General features: G+C 68.7%; 25 protein-coding genes. 15 read left to right on the forward strand and 10 right to left on the reverse strand.

Going from position 1 to position 25,715, the window contains the following annotated elements:
* Positions 1–25: 25 nt before the first annotated feature.
* Entirely contained in the window at positions 26–580 is a 555-nt protein-coding gene (locus ACSG06_RS12785) for a helix-turn-helix transcriptional regulator (protein WP_440990666.1), read from the reverse strand.
* Between the two features lie 158 nt (positions 581–738).
* Here ACSG06_RS12785 and ACSG06_RS12790 point away from each other — a divergent pair, with 158 nt between their 5' ends.
* On the forward strand, positions 739–1,539 hold the full coding sequence (locus ACSG06_RS12790; RefSeq protein WP_440990667.1) for an FkbM family methyltransferase: 801 nt from the start codon (positions 739–741) through the stop codon (positions 1,537–1,539).
* A gap of 21 nt (positions 1,540–1,560) precedes the next feature.
* Here ACSG06_RS12790 and ACSG06_RS12795 read toward each other — a convergent pair whose 3' ends face one another.
* Entirely contained in the window at positions 1,561–2,019 is a 459-nt protein-coding gene (locus ACSG06_RS12795; RefSeq protein WP_440990668.1) for a hypothetical protein, read from the reverse strand.
* Between the two features lie 261 nt (positions 2,020–2,280).
* Here ACSG06_RS12795 and ACSG06_RS12800 point away from each other — a divergent pair, with 261 nt between their 5' ends.
* A complete protein-coding gene (locus tag ACSG06_RS12800; protein WP_440990669.1) occupies positions 2,281–2,541 on the forward strand; it encodes a HalOD1 output domain-containing protein in 261 nt (86 codons plus the stop codon).
* A gap of 29 nt (positions 2,542–2,570) precedes the next feature.
* Here ACSG06_RS12800 and ACSG06_RS12805 read toward each other — a convergent pair whose 3' ends face one another.
* Together ACSG06_RS12805 and ACSG06_RS12810 are read right to left on the reverse strand one after the other, a co-directional pair.
* Positions 2,571–3,044 (reverse strand): redoxin domain-containing protein, encoded by a 474-nt coding sequence (locus ACSG06_RS12805; protein ID WP_440990670.1) that lies wholly within the window; start codon positions 3,042–3,044, stop codon positions 2,571–2,573.
* Positions 3,045–3,147: 103 nt separating this feature from the next.
* Positions 3,148–4,323, reverse strand: coding sequence for a hypothetical protein (locus tag ACSG06_RS12810; protein WP_440990671.1), 1,176 nt, complete (start codon positions 4,321–4,323; stop codon positions 3,148–3,150).
* A gap of 122 nt (positions 4,324–4,445) precedes the next feature.
* Between ACSG06_RS12810 and ACSG06_RS12815 the strand changes: the two genes are divergently transcribed.
* The 7 genes from ACSG06_RS12815 to ACSG06_RS12845 all read left to right on the forward strand — a co-directional run bounded on the left by ACSG06_RS12815 (position 4,446) and on the right by ACSG06_RS12845 (position 12,068).
* A complete protein-coding gene (locus ACSG06_RS12815; RefSeq protein ID WP_440990672.1) occupies positions 4,446–5,648 on the forward strand; it encodes an ABC transporter substrate-binding protein in 1,203 nt (400 codons plus the stop codon).
* A gap of 2 nt (positions 5,649–5,650) precedes the next feature.
* Positions 5,651–6,172 (forward strand): DUF7552 domain-containing protein, encoded by a 522-nt coding sequence (locus ACSG06_RS12820; RefSeq protein ID WP_440990673.1) that lies wholly within the window; start codon positions 5,651–5,653, stop codon positions 6,170–6,172.
* Positions 6,169–7,137, forward strand: a complete 969-nt coding sequence (locus ACSG06_RS12825; protein ID WP_440990674.1) for an FAD-dependent oxidoreductase — start codon at positions 6,169–6,171, stop codon at positions 7,135–7,137. The genes ACSG06_RS12820 and ACSG06_RS12825 overlap by 4 nt, the downstream gene beginning before the upstream one ends.
* Positions 7,134–8,270 carry a FecCD family ABC transporter permease gene (locus tag ACSG06_RS12830; protein WP_440990675.1) on the forward strand — a complete coding sequence of 379 codons (1,137 nt, stop codon included), beginning with the start codon at positions 7,134–7,136 and terminating at the stop codon, positions 8,268–8,270. The genes ACSG06_RS12825 and ACSG06_RS12830 overlap by 4 nt, the downstream gene beginning before the upstream one ends.
* On the forward strand, positions 8,267–9,220 hold the full coding sequence (locus ACSG06_RS12835; RefSeq protein WP_440990676.1) for an ABC transporter ATP-binding protein: 954 nt from the start codon (positions 8,267–8,269) through the stop codon (positions 9,218–9,220). Before ACSG06_RS12830 ends, ACSG06_RS12835 begins: the two co-directional genes overlap by 4 nt.
* An 87-nt stretch (positions 9,221–9,307) precedes the next feature.
* Positions 9,308–10,507, forward strand: a complete 1,200-nt coding sequence (locus tag ACSG06_RS12840; RefSeq protein WP_440990677.1) for an ABC transporter substrate-binding protein — start codon at positions 9,308–9,310, stop codon at positions 10,505–10,507.
* Positions 10,508–10,574: 67 nt separating this feature from the next.
* Positions 10,575–12,068 carry a carboxypeptidase M32 gene (locus ACSG06_RS12845; protein ID WP_440990678.1) on the forward strand — a complete coding sequence of 498 codons (1,494 nt, stop codon included), beginning with the start codon at positions 10,575–10,577 and terminating at the stop codon, positions 12,066–12,068.
* On the opposite strand, the gene ACSG06_RS12850 is transcribed toward ACSG06_RS12845, so the two are convergent.
* The 3 genes from ACSG06_RS12850 to ACSG06_RS12860 form a co-directional block, all read right to left on the reverse strand.
* Positions 12,065–14,005, reverse strand: a complete 1,941-nt coding sequence (locus ACSG06_RS12850) for a hypothetical protein (protein WP_440990679.1) — start codon at positions 14,003–14,005, stop codon at positions 12,065–12,067. The two genes, ACSG06_RS12845 and ACSG06_RS12850, sit on opposite strands and share 4 nt — an antisense overlap.
* Positions 14,006–14,217: 212 nt before the next feature.
* Positions 14,218–15,357: a class I SAM-dependent methyltransferase gene (locus ACSG06_RS12855; protein WP_440990680.1), complete on the reverse strand. Its 1,140-nt coding sequence runs from the start codon at positions 15,355–15,357 to the stop codon at positions 14,218–14,220.
* Between the two features lie 395 nt (positions 15,358–15,752).
* Positions 15,753–16,595: a hypothetical protein gene (locus tag ACSG06_RS12860; protein ID WP_440990681.1), complete on the reverse strand. Its 843-nt coding sequence runs from the start codon at positions 16,593–16,595 to the stop codon at positions 15,753–15,755.
* 142 nt (positions 16,596–16,737) lie between these two features.
* Here ACSG06_RS12860 and ACSG06_RS12865 point away from each other — a divergent pair, with 142 nt between their 5' ends.
* From ACSG06_RS12865 to ACSG06_RS12875, 3 genes are read left to right on the forward strand one after another with little or no spacing between them, the layout of a single operon-like run.
* A complete protein-coding gene (locus ACSG06_RS12865) occupies positions 16,738–17,865 on the forward strand; it encodes a metal ABC transporter substrate-binding protein (protein ID WP_440990682.1) in 1,128 nt (375 codons plus the stop codon).
* On the forward strand, positions 17,865–18,605 hold the full coding sequence (locus tag ACSG06_RS12870; protein ID WP_440990683.1) for a metal ABC transporter ATP-binding protein: 741 nt from the start codon (positions 17,865–17,867) through the stop codon (positions 18,603–18,605). Before ACSG06_RS12865 ends, ACSG06_RS12870 begins: the two co-directional genes overlap by 1 nt.
* Complete coding sequence (locus tag ACSG06_RS12875; protein ID WP_440990684.1) at positions 18,602–19,630, forward strand: metal ABC transporter permease; 1,029 nt, start codon at positions 18,602–18,604, stop codon at positions 19,628–19,630. Before ACSG06_RS12870 ends, ACSG06_RS12875 begins: the two co-directional genes overlap by 4 nt.
* A gap of 54 nt (positions 19,631–19,684) precedes the next feature.
* Here the strand turns inward: ACSG06_RS12875 and ACSG06_RS12880 are convergent, their stop codons facing one another.
* A complete protein-coding gene (locus tag ACSG06_RS12880; protein WP_440990685.1) occupies positions 19,685–20,347 on the reverse strand; it encodes an AIM24 family protein in 663 nt (220 codons plus the stop codon).
* Between the two features lie 177 nt (positions 20,348–20,524).
* Positions 20,525–20,875 (reverse strand): DUF7979 domain-containing protein, encoded by a 351-nt coding sequence (locus tag ACSG06_RS12885; protein ID WP_440990686.1) that lies wholly within the window; start codon positions 20,873–20,875, stop codon positions 20,525–20,527.
* A 105-nt stretch (positions 20,876–20,980) separates the two neighbouring features.
* Between ACSG06_RS12885 and ACSG06_RS12890 the strand changes: the two genes are divergently transcribed.
* Positions 20,981–21,184, forward strand: a complete 204-nt coding sequence (locus ACSG06_RS12890; RefSeq protein ID WP_440990687.1) for a hypothetical protein — start codon at positions 20,981–20,983, stop codon at positions 21,182–21,184.
* A 16-nt stretch (positions 21,185–21,200) separates the two neighbouring features.
* Here ACSG06_RS12890 and ACSG06_RS12895 read toward each other — a convergent pair whose 3' ends face one another.
* Positions 21,201–22,058: an SDR family NAD(P)-dependent oxidoreductase gene (locus tag ACSG06_RS12895; RefSeq protein ID WP_440990688.1), complete on the reverse strand. Its 858-nt coding sequence runs from the start codon at positions 22,056–22,058 to the stop codon at positions 21,201–21,203.
* Positions 22,059–22,289: 231 nt separating this feature from the next.
* On the opposite strand from ACSG06_RS12895, the gene ACSG06_RS12900 reads away from it, so the two are divergent.
* Both ACSG06_RS12900 and ACSG06_RS12905 read left to right on the forward strand, forming a co-directional pair.
* Positions 22,290–23,543, forward strand: a complete 1,254-nt coding sequence (locus tag ACSG06_RS12900) for an RNA-guided endonuclease InsQ/TnpB family protein (RefSeq protein ID WP_440990689.1) — start codon at positions 22,290–22,292, stop codon at positions 23,541–23,543.
* 42 nt (positions 23,544–23,585) lie between these two features.
* Positions 23,586–25,715 (forward strand): histidine kinase N-terminal 7TM domain-containing protein, encoded by a 2,130-nt coding sequence (locus ACSG06_RS12905; RefSeq protein WP_440990690.1) that lies wholly within the window; start codon positions 23,586–23,588, stop codon positions 25,713–25,715.

Raw genomic sequence — 25,715 nt, forward strand, 5'->3', positions numbered from 1 at the left:
GGTGGCTCGCCGGCTCTGGAACGGCCTACGCGTCGCCGCCGACGGCGTCGAGCAGCGCCTGTGCGTCCCTGACCTTCCGGTCGATGCGGTAGCAGTGGGTCTTGACGGTGCCGAGGTCGAGCCCCAGCTCGTCGGCGATGGCCTCCTGTGAGCGGCCGGCATCGCGGAGCACCTGCACCTGTGCCTGGCGCGGGGAGAGTCCGGCGCGGACGAGCGACGCGACGCGGGGGCTCGGCATGACGAGCGGCTCCTCGTCGGGAAGCGCCTCGTCCATCACGGCCCGTGCGAAGGCGGTGTGGGTGGCCCTCGCGGCGTCACAGAGCTCGTCGGACAGGTCGAGGCGGTCGGCGAGCTGTGTCCAGACATCCATCCCGATGAACAGCACTATGGCGAGGCCGTCGTCGGTGGTCTGCCAGGGCTGGTCGTACTCGTCGTCGTAGTGCCGCTGGATGGCGTCGCCGCCGTCGGCGAGGTCGGCGTGGATGCTCGCGAGTGCGTCGGAGAGGCGGTCGGGGTCGACGCCGTGCTCGTCGACCACCTCGGCGACGAGCGACTCCGAGAACGGGGTGGTCGTGGGCATGGGTCGAGGTAGGCCATGGCCGACCTTCAAGTTTACGCAGATTGTAAACTTGCGTCCGGGTCGGACCGGCCGTCCAACCGGTCGAAGGACGACTCAGTTCCTGAGTCGAGCGCTGAGTCGATACCGGGATACAGGTACCCCGTACGCGAGGGAGAACCATGAGCACTGCACGAAACAGGGCGAACGAACTGTACCATGCAGGCGGCGTCACGGCTGTCGGTGCGGGCGGCGTTCGGCTGATGCTGCACTCGGCAGGCGTCCAGAACGAGTACTGGCGGCTCCGGTCGAGACTCGCCGCCGATCCGGCGCCGGTGCGGGTGAACGGGACGGACGCGCAGTTCCGCAACGAGACCGGCCGGGAGTACCGTACCGTCCGGACGTTCGAGGGCGAGCTGCCCGTCGTCCAGACGTTCGTCGACGACGTCACCGATTCGGACGTGGTGTGGGACTGCGGGGCGAACATCGGCCTGTTCGCCGTGCTGGGCGGCCAGCAGGGGGCGACCGTGCACGCCTTCGACCCGATCCCGAGCAACGCACGGCGCACCCAGGAGAACCTCGACCTGAACGGCATCGACGGGACGGCACACGCCATCGCGCTGGGTTCGGAGGCGGGGACGGCGACGATTCCCACGGACTCCGGTTCGGGTGCGAACCACTCCCTCGCGGAGGAAGGTGACGACATCGTGGTCGAGACGGGCGACAGCGTGGCGGCGTCGGCCGACGCACCGACCGTGCTGAAGATCGACGTGGAGGGGATGGAACTCGACGTGCTGGAGGGGCTCGAGGACAGCATCGACGACGTCCGGCTCGCGTACGTGGAGGTCCACCACCGTCAGCTCGCAGAGCGTGGGGAGAGCCCCGACGAGGTGATCGCGTGGTTCGAGGAGCGAGGGTTCACCGTCGAGAGAGTCATGCAGCGCGACGCGCAGAACGAACACATCAGGGCGACGCGGCACTGAACGAGACCACTGTTCTCCGGGTCAGGAGACCGCCGTCGCGTGCCGCCGCGACAGGTAGATCGTGTACACCGCACCGACGAGGACGGCACCGATGAGCGCGAGCAGCACCACGAACGCGACGTAGCCGAACAGCGGGTTCGAGTACGGGAGGATGACGTCGCCCGGCGGCTCGACGGCCCAGGGGCTGAGGTGGAAGAAGACGAGCATCCCACCACCCAGCGTCATGACGACCGACCAGTAGCGGCTGCTGTCGCGGCCGGAGAGCGAGAGCGCGAAGCCGAGCACGACCAGCGGGTAGATGGCGAGGCTGTAGGTGAACGGGTTGACCGACGGCGTGATGGGCCAGCCGACGTGGTTGCCGCGGACGACGTGGTCGACGTGGTGGGCGAGCCCGAGCAGCGTCGCGAGGGCGAACAGGAGGTACGCACGCGGTGTGAGGCTGTCGTCGAGTCGGTCGGGGAGGCTGCGTGATCCATCCATACCTGCTGGTCGACGGGCGAGGGGGAGCGAGTTCGTCCAACATGGTGGACGAACGTCGAACTCCCGACCGTGCCCGAGCTGTCCGACTCTCACGGCCACGGCCGCTGGCTGGTCGGCCCGCTTGGGACGTTCGAAGACGTGTCGCCAGGTGAACGGGACTCCCCACAGATACCACCCGGTACTGATAAACCGGACCTATAAATATAAAGCTGTATTATACCTTCCATGGCTGCGAGTGACGATAGGTCTCCCCCAGAACCAGTGGCGAGCGTAGCGCACGACTTCACCACCGACGAATCGATCAGTACCACCGTCGCGACGGTCCTCGGACGGGCGGCAGGGATGGACCCGGCCACCATCCGGCCGCTGTACGAGCACATCGACACGGACGCCCTCGACGCACTCGTCGCCCACGGCATCGAGACCGGTCGTGGGAGCGGTGTCAGCGTGGAGTTCTCCGTCGACGACTTCGACGTCAGCGTGCGGGGCGACGGCGAGGTCTCGGTGTACGACCCGTTCTGAGTAGTCTACACGCCCCCCAGGTGCTGGACTCAGTTCCCCCCGACTGCGTCGAGTAGCGCCTCGTAGTCCGGTTCCGTCGTCGGGTCCTCCGCGATCCAGGCGTAGCCCACGATCCCCTCGTCGTCGACCACGAACACCGCCCGGTTGGCGATATCGTACAGCCCCAGCCCGGGGATGTCCATCTCCAGCCCGTACGCCCTGATGCCATCGCCGGCCGTGTCGCTCACGAGCTCGAACTCGATGTCGTGCTCCTCGCGGAACGCGCCGAGCGAGAACGGCGAGTCCGCGCTCACGCCGAGCACCGTCGCGTCGGCCGCGGTGAACTCGTCGTGGTGCTCCTGGAGGGCGACCATCTCGTTCGTACAGGGGGGCGTGAACGCCCCGGGGAAGAACGCGAGGACGACCGGCCCGTCACCGAGGTGGTCGGCGAGGTCGAACGGTTCGTGATCGCTCGTCCCGTACGTCGCGGTGAACGTCGGTGCGGTGTCTCCTGTCGAGACCATGGCTGGGGCTACGGTCGTCTCGGACAAGGTTCGCCGGCCGCACATGTTCGCACCGTCCACAGCAGTGTCACCGTCCTCGCCATCGTCCTCGCCGACCACCTCCTCACCGCGTCGCGAACGCGCCAGCGAGCAGGTACGCGTAGCCGAGGGCGCCGCCGAGTGCGAGGACGGCACCGAGGGCGGTCACCGTCTCGGCGAGGAGCGCGGTACCGACCGCCTGCACGGCCACGCCGACCGCGAGCAGCGCCATCGCCGCGAGGGCGGTCCGGTCGTCACAGCCCGGCCAGCGCCCGACGTTCGGCGGGTAGAACTGGAGGGAGACACCGACGACGGTCAGCCCGAGGAAGCCGAGCAGGGTGAGCCGACGATGCGCCGGGATCAGCGCGCCGTCGAGGCCGGCGAACGCGAACCACAGGCCGAGCGCGACCGCGGCGACGCCACCGACGGCCCCGAGAAGCACACCGTAGAGCGCCGTCCGTCGGCGGTCCGAGCGGACGAACAGGGTGGCGACGATGGCGGCGTAACCGACAACGGCGACGGCCTCGACGGCGGCGGCGAGGTGGAACCGGGGGCCAGCGGGGAGGGTCGCCGCGAGCAGGACGGGGCCGAGCGCGCCCGTGGGTAGGACGACCCAGACGAGCGGCGCCGGCGGGTCGGCGACGAGGAACCGGGGGAGCAGGCGGACACCGAGCCCGATGACGAGCAGGGTCGCCGTCCCGGTTCCGAGGAGGTGGGTGACCCTGGCGGGGTAGCCGTCGAAGAGGTGCGGGACGACCCCCGCGAGCCCGAGGGTCGCGTAGCTCCCGACGAGCAGGTACGCGAGGGCGACGGGGACGACGGCGTTCGCGGCGCGGTCCACGCGCTCGCGGTGGGCGTTCGGCCCGCCGGTGCCGGTCTCCGCGCCGCCGAGGTTGTCCCGGACCGTCCACACAAGCGCTCCGACGAAGACGGCGACGCCGGCGGCCCACAGCACCGCGCCGGCAGGTTCGAGCGCGTCGGGCGCGCCCTGCAGCGGGGCGAGCGCGAGGCAGGCCACGCCGACGGCGGTGAGCGGGAGCTGGACGATCGCGGCCCGGGGTGTGGCGAGCTCGCGGTCGAAGTACGACGGTACCAGCGAGTACGCCTTCCCGAAGACGACGTGGAGCACGAAGCCGTACAGGCCCAGTGCCACCTCGGTCCCGCGGGGGACGCCGACGAGCAGGCCGACCTGCCACGCGAGCAATGCGGTCACGGCGACGCCGACGTACCGGCGCGCCCAGCGGGAGACGGTGGCGGTCATGACGGGGAGGTTCGACCGCCCGCGTCAAATTCGTGGTGCCGGTCGTGTTCGGTCACTCCTGCGAGGATTAGGCCTGCCTAAAATTCGAAAGTCATTTACATTGTTAGGCGAGCCTAAAACCTATGAGCGACGACCCACATCGCGACTCGACACGGCGGCGCTTCCTGCAGACAGGCACCGGACTCGCGACGGCGGCCCTGCTGGCTGGCTGCCTCGGCGGGTCAGGAACCGGCGACGGCACACCGACCGACGACCCGACGTCCACCGCGCCGCCGGAGACGACGGCCGGCTCCACGTCCGAGTCGACGACGGAGGAGTCCACGGACCAGCGCGGCCCCCACAGCGTCACGATGGAGCCGGTCGGGACCGTCGAGTTCGAGAGCGTCCCGGAGACCTGGGTCGCGAACAACGGGAGCTGGGCCGACATGGGCGTCGCCCTCGGGCTCGAACCGCCGAAGGCACTCTGGCTGACGGGACGCTACCACACGCAGTACTACGACAGCATCGACGGCGTCTCCGTCGACAAGAGCGACATGGTGTCGCTCTACCAGAGCGGCGTCAGCAAGGAGCTGTTCTACAGCCTCGACGCCGACGTGCACGTGATGGACCCCAACTTCCTGATGAACCGCTTCAACGGCTGGGACGAGGGCGACGTCGCGGAGGTCGAGGAGCAGATCGCACCCCTGTTCGGCAACTGCATCTACGCCCAGCACTACCCGTGGCACTCCGACTACCGCTACTACAGCCTGTACGAGGGGTTCGAGAAGCTCGCGCGGGTGTTCCAGCGCACCGACCGCTACGAGGCGTTCGAGGCCGTCCACGACGAGTTCCAGTCGAACCTCGCGCCCCACGTCCCCACGCAGGGCGAGCGCCCCGAGGTCGCCGTGCTCTGGGGCGTCGGCGATGCACCCGAGCAGTTCTACCCGTACATCATCGGCGAGGGAACCGGCTTCAAGCACCTGCGGGACCTGCGGGTCCGAGACGCGCTGGCGAGCACGAACATCCGCGACTTCCACGGGAGCCGGGCGGCCATCGACATCGAGACGCTCTTCGAGGTCGACCCACCCGTGCTCATGCTGCGTGGCTACGAGACCAAGACAGAGACCGAGTTCCAGAGCACCGTCGTCGCCAGCCTCGAGGACCACCCGACGGCGAGCGAGCTCACGGCGGTCCAGAACGGCGACGTCTACCGTGCCGGCGGCCTCTACCAGGGTCCCATCACCAACATGGTGCTGACCGAGCGGACCGCGAGCCAGCTCTACGACGTCGACGAGGAGCTGTTCGACCGGCAGCGCGTCGCGGAGATCGTCGCGGGGGACATCTGAGGATGTCCGAGTCGGTGGCGGCAGACGACGAGGTGGCTCACGACGACGCAGGCGAGTGCGACGAGGGTCTCGTCGAGACGCTCAGACACGAGCGCGACAACGTCGAACAGCTCGCGAGCGAGGACGGCGACTTCGCCGTCGCCTGCCGCGAGACGGGCACCAGTCCCGAACCCATCGACGGCGCGACGTTCGCGACGTTCGAGCAGGCCGAACGCGCCCGGGACGCCTCGCGCCGCTACCGGGCGGTGCTCCGGTCGCTTGACCCCGGCCTCGAACGCTACGAGCTCGCCGTCTGCACCGCCGACGCGACCGACGGCACGCTCACCCAGGTCCGCCAGCGTACCGACCGTCGACGCGCGAACGGCGTGCCGGAGTCCCGCCAGACAGTGACGCTCACCGGGGACGGCGGCGACGAGTGGCTCCGCGTCGAGAACGGGCCTGTCGTCCATCTCGCCGGGCCGGACGCCCTGCTCGACGACGAGCTGGTGACCCGGCAGCTCGAATCCGGGCTGGGGACGCGATGACGGGAGACACCTCCGACCCCGTCGAGTACGACGTGGTCGTCGTCGGTGGCGGCCCCGCCGGCGCGGCGGCCGCCATCTTCACCGCCCGGTACGGGCTCGACACCGTCGTCTTCGACCGCGGCGCGGGCGCCCTCCCGCGCTGTGCGTTCCTCTCCAACTACCCCGGGTTCCCCGCGGGCATCGACGTGGAGACGTTCCAGGCGATGCTCGCCGACCACCTCGAGACGGCGGGTGCGGAGTTGATCGAGGACTCCGTCGTGGCCGTCGAGCGTGCAGGGGCCGCCGACGGGGTGGCCGACGAGGCGACGGCTGACGGTACCTCCGACGACGCCCGCTTCGTCGTCGAGACCGCCGACGACCGGCGGGTCCACGCCGACTCCGTCGTCGCCGCCGCGTGGTACGACGGCTCCTATCTCGAACCGCTGGACGACGCGGACGCGATGTTCGAACTGCACGAGCACCACGGCGAGGAGCACGAACGGTTCGACCCGGAATACCCGGACCACGACGGCCGGACGCCCGTCGATGGCCTCTACGTCGCCTCGCCCGCCGACCAGCGCAGCGCGCAGGCCGTCGTCGCGGCTGGCAACGGCGCCCACGTCGCGCGCTGTCTGCTCGAAGACCACCGCATCGCGCAGGGCTACCCCGCTGACATCGCGGCCCACTACGACTGGCTCCGCCCCGCGAGCGAGTTCACCGGCGAGTGGGGCGACCGCGACCGCTGGCGCGAGTACTTCGAGAACGAGGCCGGCGACCACGACCTCAGCGACGAGCGCTTCGTGGAACTCCGCGAGCGGTACCTCGACCGGGCGTTCGAGACGAAGACGGGCGAGGACGAGGTCGAGCGACGGACCGAGCAAGCACAGCACCGTCTCCTGGAGCACCTCGACGACGAGTACATCCGGTCGTACCTCGACGACAGCGTCGCGGTCGCTTCCGACGCCGGAGGAGGTGAGCCGCCGTGAGCAACGACCGATCGGCTGTCGGATTCGGGCCGGCATCCGTCGTCGCCGACTCCCGGTTCGGCTGGCTGCTCGACCCGAAACTCGTCGGCCTCGCGGCCGTGAGCGTGCTCATCGTCGTCGTCGGTGGTATCGTGCAGGTGAGTCACGGGCCGTTCCGGATGAGCTACGCCGAGGTCTGGCGGTCGCTGACCGACCAGCGCGTCCTCTTCGACGTCCAGGTGTGGCAGGCGTTCCTCCTCGGGCACGAACTCCCCGACATGAGCCGGCAGAACCTCGTGGTCTGGTACATGCGCCTGCCCCGCGTGGTCGTCGGTATCTTCGTCGGTGCGAACCTCGCCGTCTCCGGGGCCATCTTCCAGGCGGTGACGCGGAACGAACTCGCCAGCCCGTTCATCCTCGGCGTCTCGTCCGGAGCCGGGGCCGCCATCCTGCTGACGTTGGTCTTCCTCGGCGGGCTGACGATGTACCTGCCGCTCTTTGCAGCGGCCGGCGGAGCCCTCGCGTTCCTCATCGTCTACCTGATCGCGTGGAAGAACGGCACGTCCCCGGTCAGGCTCGTTCTCGCGGGCGTCATCGTCGGGACGATATTCACCTCCTTCCAGCATGGGATGTTCTTCTTCCTGCAGGACATCGCGGTCGCGAAGTCCGCCCGTGCGTGGACCGTCGGCTCGCTCATCGGCACCGACTGGGAGGAGGTACGGACGGTGCTCCCGTGGTCGTTCCTCGCCGTCGTGCTCGCACTCGCGGGGGCGCGGCAGCTGAACGTCCTCCTCCTCGGCGAACAGACCGCGAAGTCTCTCGGCATGAACGTCGAGCGGGTCCGGTTCGGCCTCTCGAGCGTGGGTGTGCTGGCCGCCAGCGCGACCATCGCCGTCGCGGGTATCGTCAGCTTCGTCGGCCTCATCGTCCCGCACATGGTCCGGAACATCGTCGGCAGCGACTACAAGAAGCTCGTCGTCGGCTGCCTCTTCGCCGGGCCGGCGCTCGTCGTCTCGGCCGACGTGGGTGCGCGGCTGTTCTTCCAGATGATCGGCGCTGGCGGCCAGCTTCCGGCCGGTATCGTCACCGGCCTGATCGGCGGGCCGTACTTCCTCTACCTGATGCGCAAACAGGAGGCGTTGGGGAACATATGAGCGAGAACACTGGGACCGACGACGCGACGCGACGGTCCGACGGAGGGACCGTCGCCGACTGGACCGAGGAGTCGACGACCGGGGCGAGAGCCGGGGACACCAGCGAACTCGCTGGTGAGGAGCTGGTGCTCGGCTATCCGGCCAGCGACGAGCCGGTGCTCGACGGCGAGTCGATGACCGCCACCCCCGGTTCCGTGACCGCGCTGGTCGGGCCGAACGGGTCGGGCAAGAGCACGCTGCTGAAGGGTCTCGCCAACCAGCTGGAGCCGACGGCCGGCTCGGTACTGCTCGACGGTCGGGACATCCAGTCCCTCGGCACGAAGGAGATGGCCAAGAAGCTCGGCCTGCTCTCCCAGGAGAGCACCTCGCCGGGCAGCATCAGCGTCGAGGACCTCGTCTTCCACGGGCGCTACCCGCACCGTGGCTTCTTCGAGACCGTCACCGGCGAGGACGAGCGGGCGGTCGACCGTGCCATCGAACTCGCCGGCGTCGACCACCTCCGTGACCGCGAGGTCGGCAGTCTCAGCGGCGGCCAGAAGCAGCTGGTCTGGATCGCGATGGTGCTCGCACAGGAGACCGACGTGCTCCTGCTGGACGAGCCGACGACGTTCCTCGACCTCCACCACCAGCTCGAGGTGATGGAGATCATCGAGACGCTGCGCGACGAGAGCGACATCACCGTCGTGGTCGTCCTCCACGACATCGAGCAGGCGGCGCGCCTGTCTGACCGCATGGTCGCACTGAAGGACGGGGAGATACAGGCCCGTGGGACGCCCGAGGAGGTCGTCACCGAGGAGCTGCTGGCGGAGGTGTTCCGGATCGAGGCCGCCGTGGACCACACCGACCGGGGGCCCCGGGTCGAGCCCATCCGCGCACGGCACGACGAGGACCCCGACGAGGAGCCCGACGGGGACCGCGGACACCCGCCACGGATGGAGGCCGACGAGTGACCGACGTGGTGGTCTGACGCGAACAGCTTGTTTTAGGCTGGCCTAAAAATCGGAACGGCTTTATTGGTTTAGGTTGGCCTAAAACATATGGCGAGAGACGACGCCTGGAGTGGCGAACCGACACGGAGAGAGTACCTGACCTACGGCGGTTCCGTCGCGGGTGGCGCACTGCTCGCCGGCTGTCTCGGCAGCGACGGTGAGAGCGCTGACTCGACGACGGCGGCGACGGACAGCCCCACGGCGGACGACGGCACCACGACGAGCCAGGAAGCCGACCCGTACACGGTCTCGATGGCCCCGGTCGGCGAGGTCGAGTTCGAGGCCGTCCCCGAGAGCTGGGTCGCATACGACGGCGGATACGCCGACATGGCCGTCGCACTCGGACACGCGGACGGCCTGAACGGTATCGGCTACGCGGGCCGATACTACACGTCCGTCTACGACGAGCTACCGGGCGTCGAGGTCCCGAGCGACGCGCTCGAGACGAACCCGGAGGTCCGGACCAAGGAGCAGTTCTACGCGATCGACGCCGACGTCCACCTGTACGACCCGCAGATGCTGATCAACTGGTTCGACTGGGACCAGTCGGACGTCGACGATGTCTCGGGGGACGTCGCGCCCTTCTTCGCGAACCTCATCTTCCGGCGGTCGGACGAGTGGCACGACTACCGCTACTACACGCTGTACGAGGCGTTCGAGAAGCTGGCCGAGCTGTTCCAGGAACCCGAGCGCTACGAGGCGTTCGCAGAACTGCACGACGAGTTCGTCGCATCGCTCCAGCACCGGCTCCCGCCCGCCGAGGAGCGGCCGGAGGTGTTCCTCACCTACGAGGGCACCACCGAGCCGGAGACGTTCTCCCCGTACCGCCTCGTCGACGCCGGGACGAGCAAGAAGCAGTGGCGCGACCTCGGCGTCACCGACGCCCTCGCCGGCACCGACATCGAGAACCTCAGCACCTCGAACCGGAACGAACTCGACTACGAGAACCTGCTGGAGATCGACCCCGACGTCATGCTCGTCCGCGGACACGAGCGGAAGTCGCTCGCGGAGTTCCGCGACACCGTCCTCGCGTACATGGAGGACCACCCGGTCGGCCGTGAGCTCACCGCGGTCCAGAACGGCCGCGTCTACCGTGGCGGCTACCTCTACCAGGGCCCGATCCAGAACCTGTTCCTCACCGAGCGGGCCGCACAGCAGCTCTACCCCGACGAGTTCGGCGCGGTGACGGGCGACGAGGAGCTGTTCGACCGGCAACGCGTCGCAGACATCGTCAACGGGGAGTTCTGACACCGGCGCAGGCGACTCGATTTCCGCTTCCCCGGGTTCTTTGCGCTGGCCGCCGAGCCCTCGTGGTATGTCCACGAGCGACATGTCCACCGCCTACGACGACCTCCTCGACCGGTACCGACGCGTGTCGAACCTCAGGCAGGCGTCGATGTTCCTCAACTGGGACCAGCAGGTGACGATGCCGGCGGGCGGCGCACCCGGCCGCGCCAAGCAGCTCTCGGCCATCTCGGCGACCAGCCACGAACTCCTCGTCGATGACGACGTGGAGGCGTGGCTGGACGAGCTCGACGGCGCCGACCTCGACGACGAGCAGGCCGCCTCGGTGCGCGAGATCCGCCGGGAGTACGAGCGCAACGAGTCGGTGCCGGACGAGCTGGTCGAGCAGCTGACCGCTGTCGGCTCCGAGAACCAGCAGATCTGGCAGGACGCCAAGGCCGAGGACGACTTCGAGTCGTTCGCCCCGCGCCTGGAGAAACTGCGCGAGCTGAGCGTCGAGCGCGCCGGCCACATCGACCCCGAGAAGCCCGCCTACGAGGTGCTGTACGAGGACGGCCAGCCGACCCTCCCCATCGAGCGCATGGAGGACCTGTTCGAGACGCTGCGCGCCGAGATTCCGCCGCTCGTCGACGAGATCCGCGAGTCCGGCAGCGACCTCGCCACCCCCTTCGACGGCGAGTACCCGGAGGCCGACCAGCGGGCGCTCTGTGAGGCCGCCCTGGACTTCCTCGGCTACGACCGGGACCGGGGCCGACTCGACAGCGCACCCCACCCGTTCATGGCGGGCAACCAGTTCGACGCCCGGGTGACGACCCGGTACAAACCCGACGACCCGATGGACGCGCTCACCGCGACCGTCCACGAGTTCGGCCACGCGAGCTACCAGCTGGGACTGCGCGAGGACCGCTACGCCGAGCCGATGGGCCAACCGCGCTACAGCATCCACGAGTCCCAGTCCCGCTTCTGGGAGAACCACATCGGTCGGACGAAACCGTTCTGGGAGGCGTTCCTGCCGACGCTCGAAGAGCACCTCGACGGCCACGACGACCTCACCGCACAGGCGGCCTACGAGGCGGCGAACCGCATCTACCCGGAGAACCTGATCCGCGTGGAGGCCGACGAGCTCACCTACCATATGCACATCATCCTCCGGTGTGAGATCGACCGCGCGTTCGTCCGTGGCGACATCGAGGCCGAGGACATCCCCCGCATCTGGAACGAGAAGATGGACGAGTACCTCGGCGTCGTCCCCGACACCGACAGCGAGGGCTGCCTGCAGGACATCCACTGGACCTCCGGCTTCGCCGGCTTCCAGGGCTACACCCTCGGCAGCGTCGTCGCCGCCCAGCTGGACGCGGCCGTCCGCGAGGACCTCGACGTCGACGGCCTCGTCCGCGAGGGCGAGTTCGAGCCCATCCACGAGTGGATGACCGAGCACGTCCACCGGCACGGCCAGCGCTACGAGACCGAGGAGCTGGTCGAGGTCGCGACCGGGGAGCCGCTGACCGCGGAGTACTTCGTCGACTACTCCCGCGAGAAGTTCGAGACGCTGTACGGGCTCTAGGTATCGAGCGCCGACCGCATCCGCTCGCGCCACTCGGTGTTGTCCTCGACCGCGGATTCGAGCCGGTCGAGCCGCTCGACCATGGCCGTGACCTCCTCCTCGCGGAGCTCGACGACGGCGGCCTCCGTCTCGGCGATGGCCTCGGCGTTCTCCTCGACGCCGGCCGCGTTCTGCCGGATGTCGCGGGCGTTCAGCGCGATGTTGCGCTCGCCCTCGGCGATGGCGTCGGTGTTCTCGTCGATGTTCGCCGCGTTCGACTCGACCTTCTGCCCCTGGGCGTCGATGGCGTCCCGGGTCTCCTCGAGGCGCCCGTGCTGGTCCGCCAGCGAGTCCTCCAGCTCCGTGACAGCGTCCTCGACGGCTCCGAGCGAGTCGCCGAGGTCCGCGACGGTCTCCTCGGTCTCGCCGAGTTCGCCCTCGACGCGGTCGAGCTGGTCGGACAGCTCCGCGTGCTCGGCTTCGAGCGATTCGAGCCGGTCGTCGAGGTCGTCGAGCACCTGCTGGGCGGTGCCGTCCTCGTCGATGAACTCCTCGATGGCGTCCGCGTACGCCGCCAGATCCGACACCCGGCCGCTCAGGTAGCGCAGCCGGACGGCGACGCTCGGCTTCGGCCCGACGCCGAGCGCGCGCTGGAGGGTGGTGCGCTGCCGTTCGGAGACGCCGGTCTGGAGCTCCGCGACGAGTTCGTCGAGCAGCCGCGACTCGTCGGAGCGCTGCCGGTCGGGGCTCCCCCGCCCGGGGCCGGACTCCACCCGCGCGTCGTCGGCTCCGGGTTCGACGGAGAACTCGTCCCACGTCATGTCGAGCGTGGTCGTCTCGGACACCGCCTCCGGCGTCGTGGTCTCGAACTCGCCGCTGAATCCCGTGTCGAGCTCGCTGGCCAGCGACGCGAACCGCTCGCCCGCGTCGTCAGAGCCACAGCCCGCGTCGCCAGCGGCCATCACCAGCGCGGCGGGGTCGAGCTCCTCGACGACGGTCTCGTCGACCCGCGTCAGCGTCACCTCAGACACCGGGTCGAGCATCGCCACGGCACGACGAACCGTCGCGGCTTCGAGTCGTGCGCCGACGACGAGGTCGATGCTGCGGTCGAACGACCCACGTCGGAGGTCCGACGGCGTCGGGTCGCTCCCGAGCAGGTAGAAGGCGTTCTCCAGCGACCGGAGCACGCGCTCGCCGTCCTCGGCGGTCGCCTCGGGCACCGTGCCCACGTGCAGGTGGTAGAGCGAGGGCGTGTCGGAGTCCTCGAGCCCGCCGGCCAGCGCTCGGCGGATGGCCTCGCTGTCGGTGCCTTCCGACGCCGAATCGTCGTCGGGTCCCGCTTCGGCGGCTTCGGTGCCGGCGGCTGCGCCCTCGGCGGCGTCGGCGTCGGTGCTGTCGTCGGTTTCGACCTCGGTTTCGGTGTCGTCGGTCGCGCCGGAGCCCACACCGTCGTCGGGCGGTTCGGTATCACCGACGTCCGGCTCGGGCTCGACGGTCTCTCCGCCCCCGTCACCGGGGAGGTCGCCCGCCTCGCCCTCGGAAGCGGGTTCCGTCGCCTCCGCCCCCGATTCGGCGGTCCCGCTTCCACGGCCGGCGTGCAGGACCGGATGTGCCGTCTCGACCGACGCGATCTCCGGTGGCGATTCCAGCCCGATGCCCTCGACCGCGTCCGGGTGGACGTCGTACCCGGTGAGCAGCTGGCTCTCCCCGTTCACGCGACGCGTCCACACCAGTCGGCCGTCCTCGACGGCCCAGTTCTCCGGGTCGTGCTCCTCCCGGAAGGTGATGCCCCTGGCCAGTGCCTCGTTCTCCAGACAGTCGTCGACGAGCCGGACCGTCGCGTCGTCGGCGCGCTCCGACTCGATGCGATACGTGACGACGACGCCGTCGTCACGAGACTGGTCATCCGCGCTGTTCACGAACTTCGTGACTGTGATTCCCCCATTGCGTACATCCATCGTGCCCACCCCCATGGGCGAGAAAGGGTTGGGTTTCCAATTATTTTAGTGTGATGGCAATGAACTGTTCAATAGGCAGTAGGGGCTCCCTGAACTGCGTATTCGGCATGACATGCCAAGTTGTGTCACGCAAAGTCGTCACCTCGCCGAGGCTGCCCGTCGTCCGCACGCACCGGTGGGTCGCCGGTCGGGCCTGGCCGGTCCCAGCGGTGCTACGAACGCACTCCCGACAGCCGGACCACCACGTGCTCCTCCCCCATCGCCAGCGTCTCCACCGTCGAGAACCGCGCGAAGTGCCGCGAGAGATCCAGACCCCGGTGGTGGACCACGGTTGCGTGACCGGCCGGGGCCAGCACGCGCGCCATCCCCGAGAAGAGGTCGGAGAGCACGCCGTCGCCGGCGTGGGTGGGCGGATTCGAGAGGACGTGGTCGAAACGCCGGTCGGCGACGCCAGACACCGCGTCCGCAGCGACGACCGTCCCGTCGACATCGGTGGCGGCCAGCGTCCGCTCGGCACACGCGGCCGCGACCGCGTCGTCGTCGGTCAGCCAGAGGTCGACGTCGGCGGTCGCACCGGCGTACGCGCCGACCGGCCCGTAGCCGCAACAGCAGTCGAGGACGTGCGCGCCGTCGGCGATGGTGGCGGTCTCGAGCAGCAGCCGCGTGCCGTGGTCGAGGTGGCCGGCGGAGAACGTCCCGGGCACGGAGACGAGCGAGAGGTCGACGCCGTCGACCGTCGCCGAGAACTCGCGCGGCTCGACGAACGCCGGCGGGTCGCCCGTCCCTGACGGCGTCGCCGCGACGATGCGTGCGTCGCCGTCGTGGACCGTCTCGACCCGGCCGGCGAGGTCTGCGAGGCAGTCCTCGTAGCGGGCGAGCCCCGTCTCGGTCGTACCGGCGACGAACAGGGTGCCGCCGGGAGCGAGCGAGGCCAGCGCGTTCGCGACGTGCTGCTTCCCGACTGGAATCGGTGTGTACGGCTTCGGCGCGTACGCAACGGTGTCGAACTCGTCGTCGCGGTCGGCCGGGTGGGCGGTGGTCGCCACCGTCGCGTCGACGCCGTTGGTGGCGGCGTTGCGCTCGGCGCAGGCGGCGGCGCGGGCGCTCGTCTCGGTCATCGTGATCGTCTCGGCGACGCCGGTGAGGACGCAGCCGACGACGCCGTAGTTCGCCTGGGGGACGAGCAGGCGGCCCAGGTCGTCGCCCCAGCAGGCCTCCAGCAGGGCGAGTTCGGCGGGGCGGAAGGCGTCGGGCGAGCAGAGCCCGTCGGTGGTGTGGAACTCGTACCGTGGCGGGCCGTCCTCGACCCGAGAACCGAGGGCGAGGTCCGGCTCGTGGCGGCTCAGCGCCATCGGACACCTCCCGTCTCCGGCTCGGAGTCGACGGTGACGGTGCGTGCCGTCGTGGGAATCTGCGGGCGGTGCGACTGGTGGAACTGCGGACGGATCGTGGGTGTATCGTGCATCGACGTGGGTCGTGACCGGCGGCGGTCGGCGGGCGGAACCTCCCACGCGCTCCGCTAGCGAGTTCGAGAACCGGAGAACGGTCCACGCTCCGCTGGGCGGGGCGCGCGAACCGGAGTGCCGATCAGCGTGACCCCGCGCCGGGTGCCGACCCCTCCGGTCGGTCCGTCACGGTGCCCACAGCCGGCGAGCCGGCCGACCCTCGCGTCACGCGACGCGAGTCCGAGTCGACCGCGGGCTCATGTTCAATGCACCCTGCAGTCGGACCGCCGACAGGAAAAGCGTTACCCCCGTCTGTCGACCAGATACGCCTCCACCCGGTCGGCCATGGCGCTCCGGAGCGCGGACTCGTCGGTGTCCACCGAGCCGTCGCGGAACGCCCGGACGTGCTCGCGGGCCAGCGCCTCGACGGCCCGCTCGAACAGCAGGTCGAAGCCGAGTCCCTCGCCGGTCACGTCGAGTCTGCCGACCACCCCGTCGAGCCAGCGGTCCGTGGCGTGGCGCTCGACCAGCTCCGCCGGGGTCGAGGCCGTCGTTCCGGATCCGTCCACGTCACCGACGGCCGGGTTCCGAAGGAGGGCGCGGTGGCCCGTCTTGTCCGCCAGCAGGACGCCGGCGACCGGCCCGTCGCGCCAGTTCGACGCCGGGAAGACGTAGCTGTCCGGGTCGAAGTCGATCGCGCGGACCTCCTTCGCGAGCGCGGTCACCGGTGTCAGCCCCAGCCCGTCGTAGATCGCCTGGACCGAGTCCGGCGGCAGGTAGGCCCCTCGGTCCGCGTCGTACACCTCGGTGCCGAGGAACGACGGTGTGCGTGCCCAGTCGTAGGCGACGTCGCTACCGTCGACCGCGACGCCGACGAACGTCACCGACGCCACGTCGTCGACCGACGCCCGCATGGCTTCGCGGTCGAACCGCTCCCTGACGTGCCGGACCGCGTGGGCGTACGGGAGCGGCACGTCGTCGGGACCGAACTCGCGCTCGTGGTCGCCGAACGTGAGCACACCCGACGGCTGGAGCTGGAACCGGAACGGACTCCCTGTGACGAGCTCGCGGAGCCAGAGGTGGCCGCCGTCGAGCAGGGCGGCTGGTGCGTCGGCCAGCTGGGGTGTCGTCGGTGGCTCGTGCATCGGTTCGACTGTTGCTGCGTCGTTGCGCCGGCGGGGACAAAACGGTACCCCTGCAGGCCGAACCGGCCGTCGGTCGACGGCCTTAACAAGAACAACAATTGGAAACACAATTCTTATTAAATCTAGATTCTATCTTAGCAATATGCAGGAACTCACTCGACGACGAGTGTTGACGGGAACCGGACTGGCAGGACTCAGCGCGGTCGCTGGCTGCCTCGATGGGGTGAACGCCGGCGGCGACACCGAGACGAACAGCGTGCAGTCCTCGTTCTTCGTCTTCGGCGCGGTCACGGCCGCGGTCGCCGGCGACGCGACCGACGCCTCGGTCCTCGTCCCGATCGGCCAGCACGGCCACGGCTGGGAGCCCGGGCCGCGCGTCCGGGAGTCGATCCGCGACGCGTCGTTGCTGGTCCACGGCATGAACGGGTTCCAGCCCTGGGTCGACGACATCACGACGGACCTGGCCGCCGACGGTGCCGGGGTCGAGACGGTCGACGCGAGCGCGGACGTCGACCTGCTTCCGCTCGACGGGGGCCACGGCCACGACGATGGCGACCACGAGACGGAGCACGGGACAGAACACCACGACGAGCACACCGGAACCGAACACCACGACGAGGACCACGACGGCACCGAGCACCACGAGGAGGAACACCACGACGACGGCCACGACGGCACCGAACATCACGAGGAGGAACACCACGACGACGGCCACGACGGACACGACCACGGCGGCGAGTTCGACCCCCACTTCTGGCTCGACCCACTCCGGGTACAGACGGCCGTCGACACGGTCCGCGAGGGCCTCGCAGCCATCGACCCGGCGAACGCGGACGTCTACGAGTCGAACGCGACGGCGTACCGCGAACGACTCGACTCGCTCCACGCCGACCTCGAGGCGACCGTCGCCGACGCGTCGAAGGGGACGCTCCTCGTCGCCGGCCACGACGCGTTCTCGTACCTCGGCGACAGGTACGGGCTCGAGGTCGAGGCGCTCACCGGGCTCTCGCCCGACTCCCAGCCGACGGCGCGTGACATCGAACGGGCACAGGAGGTCATCGAGCATCACGACCTGCGGTACATCTGTGCGGACCCGCTCGAGTCCCAGCGCGCCGCCGAGCAGCTCGTCGCGGAGACCGACGCGGAGGCGGTCCTGCCGCTGACCGCACTGCCCGGCCTGCACGCCGACTGGGCCGACCGGGACTGGGGCTACGTGGACATCGTCGAGAACGTGAACCGCCCGACGCTCGAGCGGGCGCTGGAGGCCTGATGGCGGTCGTCGAGGCGCGCGACGTCACCTTCGGCTACGGCGACACGCCCGTCGTCGAGGACGTCTCGCTCACCGTCGAGCCGGGTGCGTTCCTCGGGCTGGTCGGCCCGAACGGCTCCGGGAAGACGACGCTGCTCGAACTGCTCGTCGGGCTGCGCCGCCCCGACGCCGGCAGCGTCTCGCTGTTCGGCGAGCCCGCGCACTCGTTCGCCGACGGCGAGCGCGTCGGCTACGTCGCACAGGACGCGACCCAGGCGGGCGGCCGGATGCCTGTGACCGTGCGCGAGGCCGTCCGGATGGGCCGGTACCCGCACCGCCCGTTCGGCCGGTTCACCGCGGACGACCGGGGGGCCATCGAGTCGGCGCTGGACCGCGTTGACATCCGCGAGCTGGCCGACCGACGCGTCGACAGGCTCTCGGGCGGGCAGCGCCAGCGGGTCGCCATCGCGCGCACGCTCGCCGCCGAGGCCGACCTGCTCGCGCTCGACGAGCCGACGGTCGGCGTCGACGCCGAGTCCCGGGAGGCGTTCTACGACCTCCTGGCCGAGCTGAACGCGTCCGGGCTCACGGTCGTGCTCGTCGAACACGACATCGGCGTCGTGACGAGCCACGCGACCGAGATCGCCTGTCTCAACCGCGAGCTGTTCTTCCACGGCGACCCGGAGACGTTCGTGGAGACGGACGCCCTCGCGGACGCCTACGGCGGGAACCAGCACGTGCTCGCGCACGACCACCCATGATCGGGGCGACCGGCGGTGTCGGGATACCACTCGTGCTGACCGGGCTGCTCGACTGGGTCCTCGACGACGTGTGGGGGACCCTCCTCGACGCGCTCGCGGCGCTCACCGGCGTCGAGATGCTCGGCTACCCGTTCATGCAGCGGGCGTACCTCGCGGCGGTCTGTATCGCGGTCATCGGTCCGCTCGTCGGGAGCTTCCTCGTCCACCGGGAGATGGCGATGATCGGCGACACGCTCGCGCACTCGGCGTTCGCGGGGGTCGCCGTCGGCCTGTTCGTGAACGCGACGTTCGCCCTGTCAGTGCCGCCGCTGCTGACCGCGCTGGTCGTCGCCGTCGTCGCCGCGGTGCTCGTCCAGCTGCTCGTCGACCGCGTCGGTACCTACACCGACACCTCGCTGGCGGTCGTGCTGACGGGCGCGTTCGCGGTCGGAAGCGTGCTCGTGACGGCGACCGACGGCGGCATCGCGGTCGGCATCAACGCCTACCTGTTCGGCTCGCTGGCGACGGTGACCCGGGACAGCGTCGGCATCCTGCTGGCGATGACGCTGCTCGTGAGCGCGGTCGTGGCCGTCGCCTACCGGCCGCTGCTCTACGCGACGTTCGACGAGGTCGGGGCCCGTGCGGCGGGCCTCCACGTCGGTCGCTACAACCTCCTGCTCGTCGTGCTGACGGCGGTCGTCGTCGTCGCCGCGATGCAGATCATGGGCGTGATACTCGTCGCCGCGATGCTCGTCGTCCCGGTCGCGACGGCGGGTTCGATGCGCGGGTTCCGGCGGAGCGTCGGCGTCGCCGTCCTCGCCGGGCTGGTCGCCACCGTCTCCGGTGCGACGCTCTCGTACGTCTACGACGTGGCGGCCGGCGGGTCCATCGTGCTCGTCGCCATCGCCGTCTACGCGGCGGTGGGCCTCTCCCGGCCGGTCCGGTCGTCCGTCGCGACCGCCGTCCGGTCGCGGCTGGCCACGCGCACGCCGGACGGTCGCACGGTCGAGGCCGACGGCGGCGACGGGCCCGACGGACCGGACTGAGCGACGGCTCCACGGACGGCGCCGTCGAGAAGAAACAGCGAGAACGATTCCGGGTTACTGCTGCGGGCCGACTTCCTCGTAGGGCTGGACGATGACCCAGCCGCCGGGCTGGCTGAAGTCGAGCTGGAAGGTCTCGCCGGAGGACTTCCCGATGAACGACTTGAGGTTCATGTCACGGTGCGAGCCCGGGGAGACGTTCCCGCTCCAGGCGACGGTCGCCGCGGGGTCGGTCCGGACGGGCGTCTCCAGCACGAGCGGGTCGCCGTGGGTCGTGATTGCAACGAAGCCCGGTCCCTCGAGGAACACGTTGAACATCCCGCCGGCGCTCGCGCCGCTGATGCTGCTCATGGTCTTGATGTCCCAGCTGACGCGGTCCTCGAACGCGAGCACGTCGTTGCCGTTGACGCTGATCTCCTCGCCGGGGTCGAGTTCGATGACCTGGACGTTCTTGCCGTCGTCCGCGAGGAACAGCTGGCCGTTGCCGCTGGCCTGCATCATCGTCGAGCCCTCGCCCGTCGCCTTCTTCTTGAGCATCCCCGTCAGGCCGCCGCTCGACTTCTGCTCGAACGAGATGTCGCCCTCGTAGGCGACCATCGAGCCCGCTTTCGCCATGACGGAGCTGTTGACGTTCACGTCGAGCAGCTTCGAGTTCTCCAGCTGGAAGACGTCGCCGCCCTCCTTCGGTGCATTTTGTGTCTTGAATTCGTCGAGGTCCATTGAGAGTCACCGAGACGCGACTGCCGCATCTCCCCAGTACATACATCGTTCATGTTATATGAACCTCTTGTTTGTGCCGTGGGGACCAGATGAAGCGACGGGAGATGCGCTGAGACGGCTACTGTGGGGTCCGGGGGGCTCGTAAGCGATATGAAACTCGAGACGAGCGGTCGACGGTCACGGCGTCGGGAACGAGACGTCGTACAGCGTCCCCTCGTACTCGATGTAGAAGCGGTAGCTGTCGATGGATTCGAGCTCGACCGGTTCCGGCAACGCGAGGGCCCGGTCTGAGGCGTTCAGCACGCGCCGGAACTCGCGTTGCTGCTCCGCGGAGAGGTTCTCGAAGTGGAGGACGGTGCGGTTCTCGGGCGACGCCACCTCGTTGATCAGGACGTGCTGTACGCCCGGGTCGTCCGTCGGCGGTGGGCCGGGGTCGACCGTCGCGAAGACGAACACCCCGCCGACCACCGCGGCGACCGAGAGGAGGACCACTGCGAGCACCGTCAGGACGGCGTCTATGTCGACCATGACGAATCTGTATCCGACATCTGACACAGTCGTCGGTCAAGTACTTTGCCCCCGAGAATCACCTGAGGCCGGTGATTTATACGAGTCACGGACGATACACGAGGTATGACGAGTTCCGATACGGGAACGCGTGGGAGACGCCGCCATCGGGTCCGGGTCGCCCTCCAGCTCGGGCTGGCAGTCGGGCTGCTCGTCCTCGGAGTCGGCAACCTGACGGACACCATCACGTGGACGCTCCCGCCCGTCGTCTACCTGCTGGCGGGCGTCGCGCTGTTCGCGTACGGCGTCGACGGGATACGTCGGGCCTGAGGGGGGCTCGACCGGGCTACTCGTAGGTCAGCGTCATCCCGCCGTCGAACAGCAGGTCGCCGCCGTTGAGGTGGTGGGCGTGCTTCGAGAAGCCGAACGCGAACAGGTTGCCCACGTCGACGGGCTCCATCATCTCCTTCGTGCGGGACTGTCCGAGCATCACGTCCTCGACGACCTCCTGCACGGAGATGCCGCGTTGCTCCGCCGTATCGGGAATCTGGTCGGTGACGAGCGGCGTCTTCACGTAGCCGGTGCTGACCGAGAACGACCGGACGGTGCCGGCTCCTTCGGCGGCGATGGACTGCGTGAGCCCCCGGAGGCCGAACTTGGCGACGTTGTACGCGACCTTGTCGGCGGTGACGTAGTGGCCGTGGACCGACGCCATGTTGCCGACGCAGCCCCCACCGCTGTCGCGGAGGTGCGGGAGCACGAGCTTCGAGAGGTAGACCGGCGCACGGAGCATCACGTCCTGCATCCGGTCGTACACCTCCATGGGGAACTCCTCCAGCGGCGAGATGTGCTGCATGCCGGCGATGTTGGCGAGATACGCGAGGTCGCCGTAGCCGGCGGCGGCCTCGACGACCGACTCGAGGTGCTCGTCGTCGGTGAGGTCGGCGGGCTCCGGGTGGATCTCCCCCGGGAAGCCGAGTTCCTTGCCGCGTTCGCGGGTCCCCTCGAGCCCCTCTTCGTCGACGTCCGTCGCGACGACCGTGAGCCCGTTGGCCGCGAGCACCAGCGACGTCGCGCGGCCGATCCCCGAGGCTGCGCCGGTCACGAGCGCGACCCGGTCGGCGTCGAAGTCGGCGTCGTCGATCCGCAGGACGTCGTCGCCCGTCAGCGTCGGCGGCTCGACGCCGTCGTCGGTTGCTGTCATGGCTAGTACTGCATGAGGAACCGTGGTATAGGGCCCGGTTGATATGTTAACGTGCATCTCGACGCCGTCGGCGTTATTTTCGCAATCGCTCGTATCACGGCTGTGTAATATGGTGTGTTGCAATCTCAGTTGCGGAGGGATCCTGCCCGTCGATACATCAACTACTGAGCAATCGATGACTGGCCTTCAGCTGAGGTTTAAATACGAGAAGGGGGCCAGTCAGAGGTGCCGATGAAGGTCACACGCACCACCTGTATCAAAATTGATGTTCCCGCCAACCGTCGGGAAGACCTTCATCGAACCATTGAGCAGTTCAATTTTGCCGCCAACTATACTGTCCAGCATGGCAGGAATGATGATGGCTATCTCATCCTGACCAAAGCCAAGATACACGACCGTGTGTATCACGGTCTCCGTGAGGAGACGGAGTTACCCGCGAACCTCTGTGTGCGAGCCTACTCGAAGGCCCTCGAAGCGATGAAATCCACGGTTGCAGATTGGAAAAAGGGCAACAGTCGAACACTCCCTCAGTTCAACGAACCGTCTGCAGTGTACGACAAACGTACGTTGACTATCAAAGACAGGTCGGCCACCATCTCCACGGTTAACGGTAGAGTCGCTGTGGACTACGTTCTCGGGGACTACCAGAAGTCATACCTCGATGACCAAGACTACGAGAGGCGGATGGGAACGCTCCACTACCGCGAGGATGAGAATGCGTTCTACCTTCACGTAGTCATCCAGAAAGAGGTCGAAAAACGGGACGGTAACAAGGTTCTCGGTGTGGATTTGAACTTGAAGAACGTCGCCGTGACCAGCACGGCGTCGTTCTACGACGGCGGAGAACTACTATGGGGGCAAAATCACTTCTTCCGCGTGCGTCGAAGCCTTCAGCACAAAGGCACTCGCACCGCAAAGCAGGTACTCCGGCGATTGTCGGGGCGAGAAACCCGCTTCGTGTTGAATCGCCTGCACACGATTTCTCGGCGCATCGTAGAGGAAGCCGATGCCCACGATTGTTCGTACATCGCTGTTGAACGCTTGACTCACATCCGCGAGCGGATGGATAGCAGGAACGACAGAGTGAAACGGCAGATGCACAACTGGGCGTTTCGCGAACTCCAAGAGATGTTGGAGTACAAAGCCGCACAGTACGGTATCCGAGTCGAATGCGTGTCCCCTGCGTATACGAGTCAGATCTGCTCAAAGTGTGGCTACAAGTCCAGTTCGAACCGCGATTCGGGCGGATGGTTCGAGTGTGAGGAGTGTGGCTACGCGATAGATGGGGATTACAACGCCGCGAAGAACATCGGATTCAGACTCATAACTGTACCATCGGACGAACGCTCCGATGGGTTGGGTGACGGTCATCTCGCCCTCAAGTCCGGGATGTTGAACGGGAACGGCGATTACACCGCCTACGACGTTTCGTCGTCAGACCAGGAGTCCACGGACAAGTCCACGACTTCGTTCGTGGACCGATGACAAACGCTATCACTCGGGGCTCGAATACGTTCGGGACGACAGATGGTCGGGTTGGCTGCGGCGTTCCACGTCTCGTTGCTCGGGCTCTCGGCCCTTCTGACGACGTGGCTCGCTGTCGTGGGCTGGCGCAACCGTGGACGTCCCGGTGCGACACCGTTCACCGGGATGATGGCGGTGGCGAGCGTGTGGAGCGCCGGCTACGCCGCCGGCCTGCTCACGCCCGCCGAGCAGTTCGGACTCCGACTGTTCTTCGAGCAGCTCCAGTGGTTCGGCATCGTTCTCGCGCCCGTCTTCGTCCTGCTGTTCTTCGCGGAGTACACCGGGTTCGAGGAGCTCCAGCGCCCGGCCGTCGTCGCGGGTCTCTGTATCGTCCCGGCGGTGACGCTGGTGCTCGTCTGGACGAGCCAGTACCACCCGCTCGTCTGGCAGGACTGGAGCTTCAACCTCGTCGACGGCGTCACCGTCGCCACCCAGCAGCAGGGCCCGTGGTACCGCATCAACCTGCTGTACACCTACCTCCTGCTCGGCGGCGGGGTCGCGTTGCTCCTGTACACCATCCGGCGCTCCGAGCAGTCCTTCTCCGCGGCGTCGGCGGCACTGCTGGTCGGCATCGGGACGCCGACCGTCGCGAACCTGCTCTCGGTGCTGGGCTACGCCATCTACGAGGGCCACGACATGACGCCGTACGCGTTCAGCATCACCGGCCTCGCCTTCGCCATCGCCGTCTTCGAGCACGACCTGTTCGAACGGCCACCATCCATCCTCCAGCTCGGGCGCACCTCCGCACTCGGCACGCTCAACGACCCCGTCCTCATCACCGACGGCGAGGGGACCGTCGTCACCGACAACCGGGCTGCACGGGACGCGCTCTCGGTCCCGTCGACGTGGCCCGACGAGGAGCGCGGGAGCGGTCTCATCGGGGTCGCCATCGGTGCGCTCCTCCCGGAACGTCCCGACCCCGGCGACGAGCCCGCGCTCATCGCCGTCGACGACCGCCAGTTCGAGGTGTCGGCGTCACCCGTCGAGGACGGCCGGGGGCGCTCCGTCGGCACCGCCTACCTGCTCCACGACGTGACCGAGCGGGAGCACAGGCTCGCGGAGCTCGAACGACGACAGGACGAGCTCGAGCGCCAGCGAACCGAGCTTCGCGAGCTCGACGCCATCAACCAGTCCATCCGCAGCGTGCTCACGAGCATCGTCCGGGCGCAGTCCCGACCCGAACTCCTGGACGGGGTCACCAACCGCCTCGCGACCACGTCCTGGTACGTCCACCCGACCGTCGACGACGAGACGGTCGCCGAGACCACCGTCGAGGAGACCGATGCCGGCCGGCTGCGGGCACGGGTCCCGATAGACTTCGCCTCCGTCGGCTACGGGACGCTCGCCGTCGAGAGCGAGCGCGAGAGCGCGTTCGACGACCACGAGCTGACCATCCTCGAGGAGCTGTGTGCCAGCGTCGGCATGGCGCTGAACGCCATCGAGACGCGCGAGACGCTGCTCTCGGACAGCCTCGTCGCGCTCACCTACCGGGTGCCCGCCGAGGGGTCGGTCCTCGCCCGCGTCAGCGCCGTGCACGACTGCACGCTCACCGTCGAGGGCACCGTCCCCGTCGAGGACTCCGGACTGCTGTGTTACGTCGACGTCGCGGACTGCGACGACATCGAGGCGGTCATCGCCACGCTCTCCGACGCCGTGGAGGTCGAACGCGCCAGACGGGTCCCGAACCGCGACACCGTCGAGGTCCGGCTCGGAGTGCCGTCCGCCCTCGGTGTCGTGACCGCCCGCGGCGCGCGGCTCGGGGAGGCCAGCGCGACCGACGGGCAGCTGACGTTCGTCGCCGAGACGGCCACCGGGAACGCCGTCCGTGAGCTGACCGAGGCGCTCGAGGAGTGCGTCGGGCCGGTGAGCCTGCGCTCGAAGCAGGAGCGGCCGCCGGCCGGCGAGGCGGAGGCCCGTGCGGCCACCGTCGAGGGACTGACCGACCGGCAACGCGAGGCCGTCCTCGCCGCGCACAACGCCGGCTACTTCGAGTGGCCCCGCGAGAGCACGGCCGAGGAGATCGCCGACGCGATGGACATCGCCTCCTCGACGTTCCACAGCCACCTCCGGAAGTCGCTCTCGAAGGTCGTGGCGGCACACGTGAACCGCAACGGCGACGACCCGGACGACTGA

The sequence above is a fragment of the Haloarchaeobius baliensis genome, assembly GCF_052060055.1.
GTDB lineage: Archaea > Halobacteriota > Halobacteria > Halobacteriales > Natrialbaceae > Haloarchaeobius > Haloarchaeobius baliensis.

Excerpts from the sequence above, each read along its gene's own strand:
- ACSG06_RS12905 (WP_440990690.1), top strand. The coding sequence starts at position 23,586 with ATGGTCGGGTTGGCTGCGGCGTTCCACGTCTCGTTGCTCGGGCTCTCG.
- ACSG06_RS12900 (WP_440990689.1), top strand. The coding sequence starts at position 22,290 with ATGAAGGTCACACGCACCACCTGTATCAAAATTGATGTTCCCGCCAAC.
- ACSG06_RS12875 (WP_440990684.1), top strand. The coding sequence starts at position 18,602 with ATGATCGGGGCGACCGGCGGTGTCGGGATACCACTCGTGCTGACCGGG.
- ACSG06_RS12810 (WP_440990671.1), bottom strand. The coding sequence starts at position 4,323 with ATGACCGCCACCGTCTCCCGCTGGGCGCGCCGGTACGTCGGCGTCGCC.
- ACSG06_RS12865 (WP_440990682.1), top strand. The coding sequence starts at position 16,738 with ATGCAGGAACTCACTCGACGACGAGTGTTGACGGGAACCGGACTGGCA.
- ACSG06_RS12870 (WP_440990683.1), top strand. The coding sequence starts at position 17,865 with ATGGCGGTCGTCGAGGCGCGCGACGTCACCTTCGGCTACGGCGACACG.
- ACSG06_RS12855 (WP_440990680.1), bottom strand. The coding sequence starts at position 15,357 with ATGGCGCTGAGCCGCCACGAGCCGGACCTCGCCCTCGGTTCTCGGGTC.
- ACSG06_RS12795 (WP_440990668.1), bottom strand. The coding sequence starts at position 2,019 with ATGGATGGATCACGCAGCCTCCCCGACCGACTCGACGACAGCCTCACA.
- ACSG06_RS12880 (WP_440990685.1), bottom strand. The coding sequence starts at position 20,347 with ATGGACCTCGACGAATTCAAGACACAAAATGCACCGAAGGAGGGCGGC.
- ACSG06_RS12835 (WP_440990676.1), top strand. The coding sequence starts at position 8,267 with ATGAGCGAGAACACTGGGACCGACGACGCGACGCGACGGTCCGACGGA.
- ACSG06_RS12785 (WP_440990666.1), bottom strand. The coding sequence starts at position 580 with ATGCCCACGACCACCCCGTTCTCGGAGTCGCTCGTCGCCGAGGTGGTC.
- ACSG06_RS12790 (WP_440990667.1), top strand. The coding sequence starts at position 739 with ATGAGCACTGCACGAAACAGGGCGAACGAACTGTACCATGCAGGCGGC.
- ACSG06_RS12895 (WP_440990688.1), bottom strand. The coding sequence starts at position 22,058 with ATGACAGCAACCGACGACGGCGTCGAGCCGCCGACGCTGACGGGCGAC.
- ACSG06_RS12820 (WP_440990673.1), top strand. The coding sequence starts at position 5,651 with ATGTCCGAGTCGGTGGCGGCAGACGACGAGGTGGCTCACGACGACGCA.
- ACSG06_RS12890 (WP_440990687.1), top strand. The coding sequence starts at position 20,981 with ATGACGAGTTCCGATACGGGAACGCGTGGGAGACGCCGCCATCGGGTC.
- ACSG06_RS12815 (WP_440990672.1), top strand. The coding sequence starts at position 4,446 with ATGAGCGACGACCCACATCGCGACTCGACACGGCGGCGCTTCCTGCAG.
- ACSG06_RS12850 (WP_440990679.1), bottom strand. The coding sequence starts at position 14,005 with ATGGATGTACGCAATGGGGGAATCACAGTCACGAAGTTCGTGAACAGC.
- ACSG06_RS12825 (WP_440990674.1), top strand. The coding sequence starts at position 6,169 with ATGACGGGAGACACCTCCGACCCCGTCGAGTACGACGTGGTCGTCGTC.
- ACSG06_RS12845 (WP_440990678.1), top strand. The coding sequence starts at position 10,575 with ATGTCCACGAGCGACATGTCCACCGCCTACGACGACCTCCTCGACCGG.
- ACSG06_RS12885 (WP_440990686.1), bottom strand. The coding sequence starts at position 20,875 with ATGGTCGACATAGACGCCGTCCTGACGGTGCTCGCAGTGGTCCTCCTC.
- ACSG06_RS12840 (WP_440990677.1), top strand. The coding sequence starts at position 9,308 with ATGGCGAGAGACGACGCCTGGAGTGGCGAACCGACACGGAGAGAGTAC.
- ACSG06_RS12860 (WP_440990681.1), bottom strand. The coding sequence starts at position 16,595 with ATGCACGAGCCACCGACGACACCCCAGCTGGCCGACGCACCAGCCGCC.
- ACSG06_RS12805 (WP_440990670.1), bottom strand. The coding sequence starts at position 3,044 with ATGGTCTCGACAGGAGACACCGCACCGACGTTCACCGCGACGTACGGG.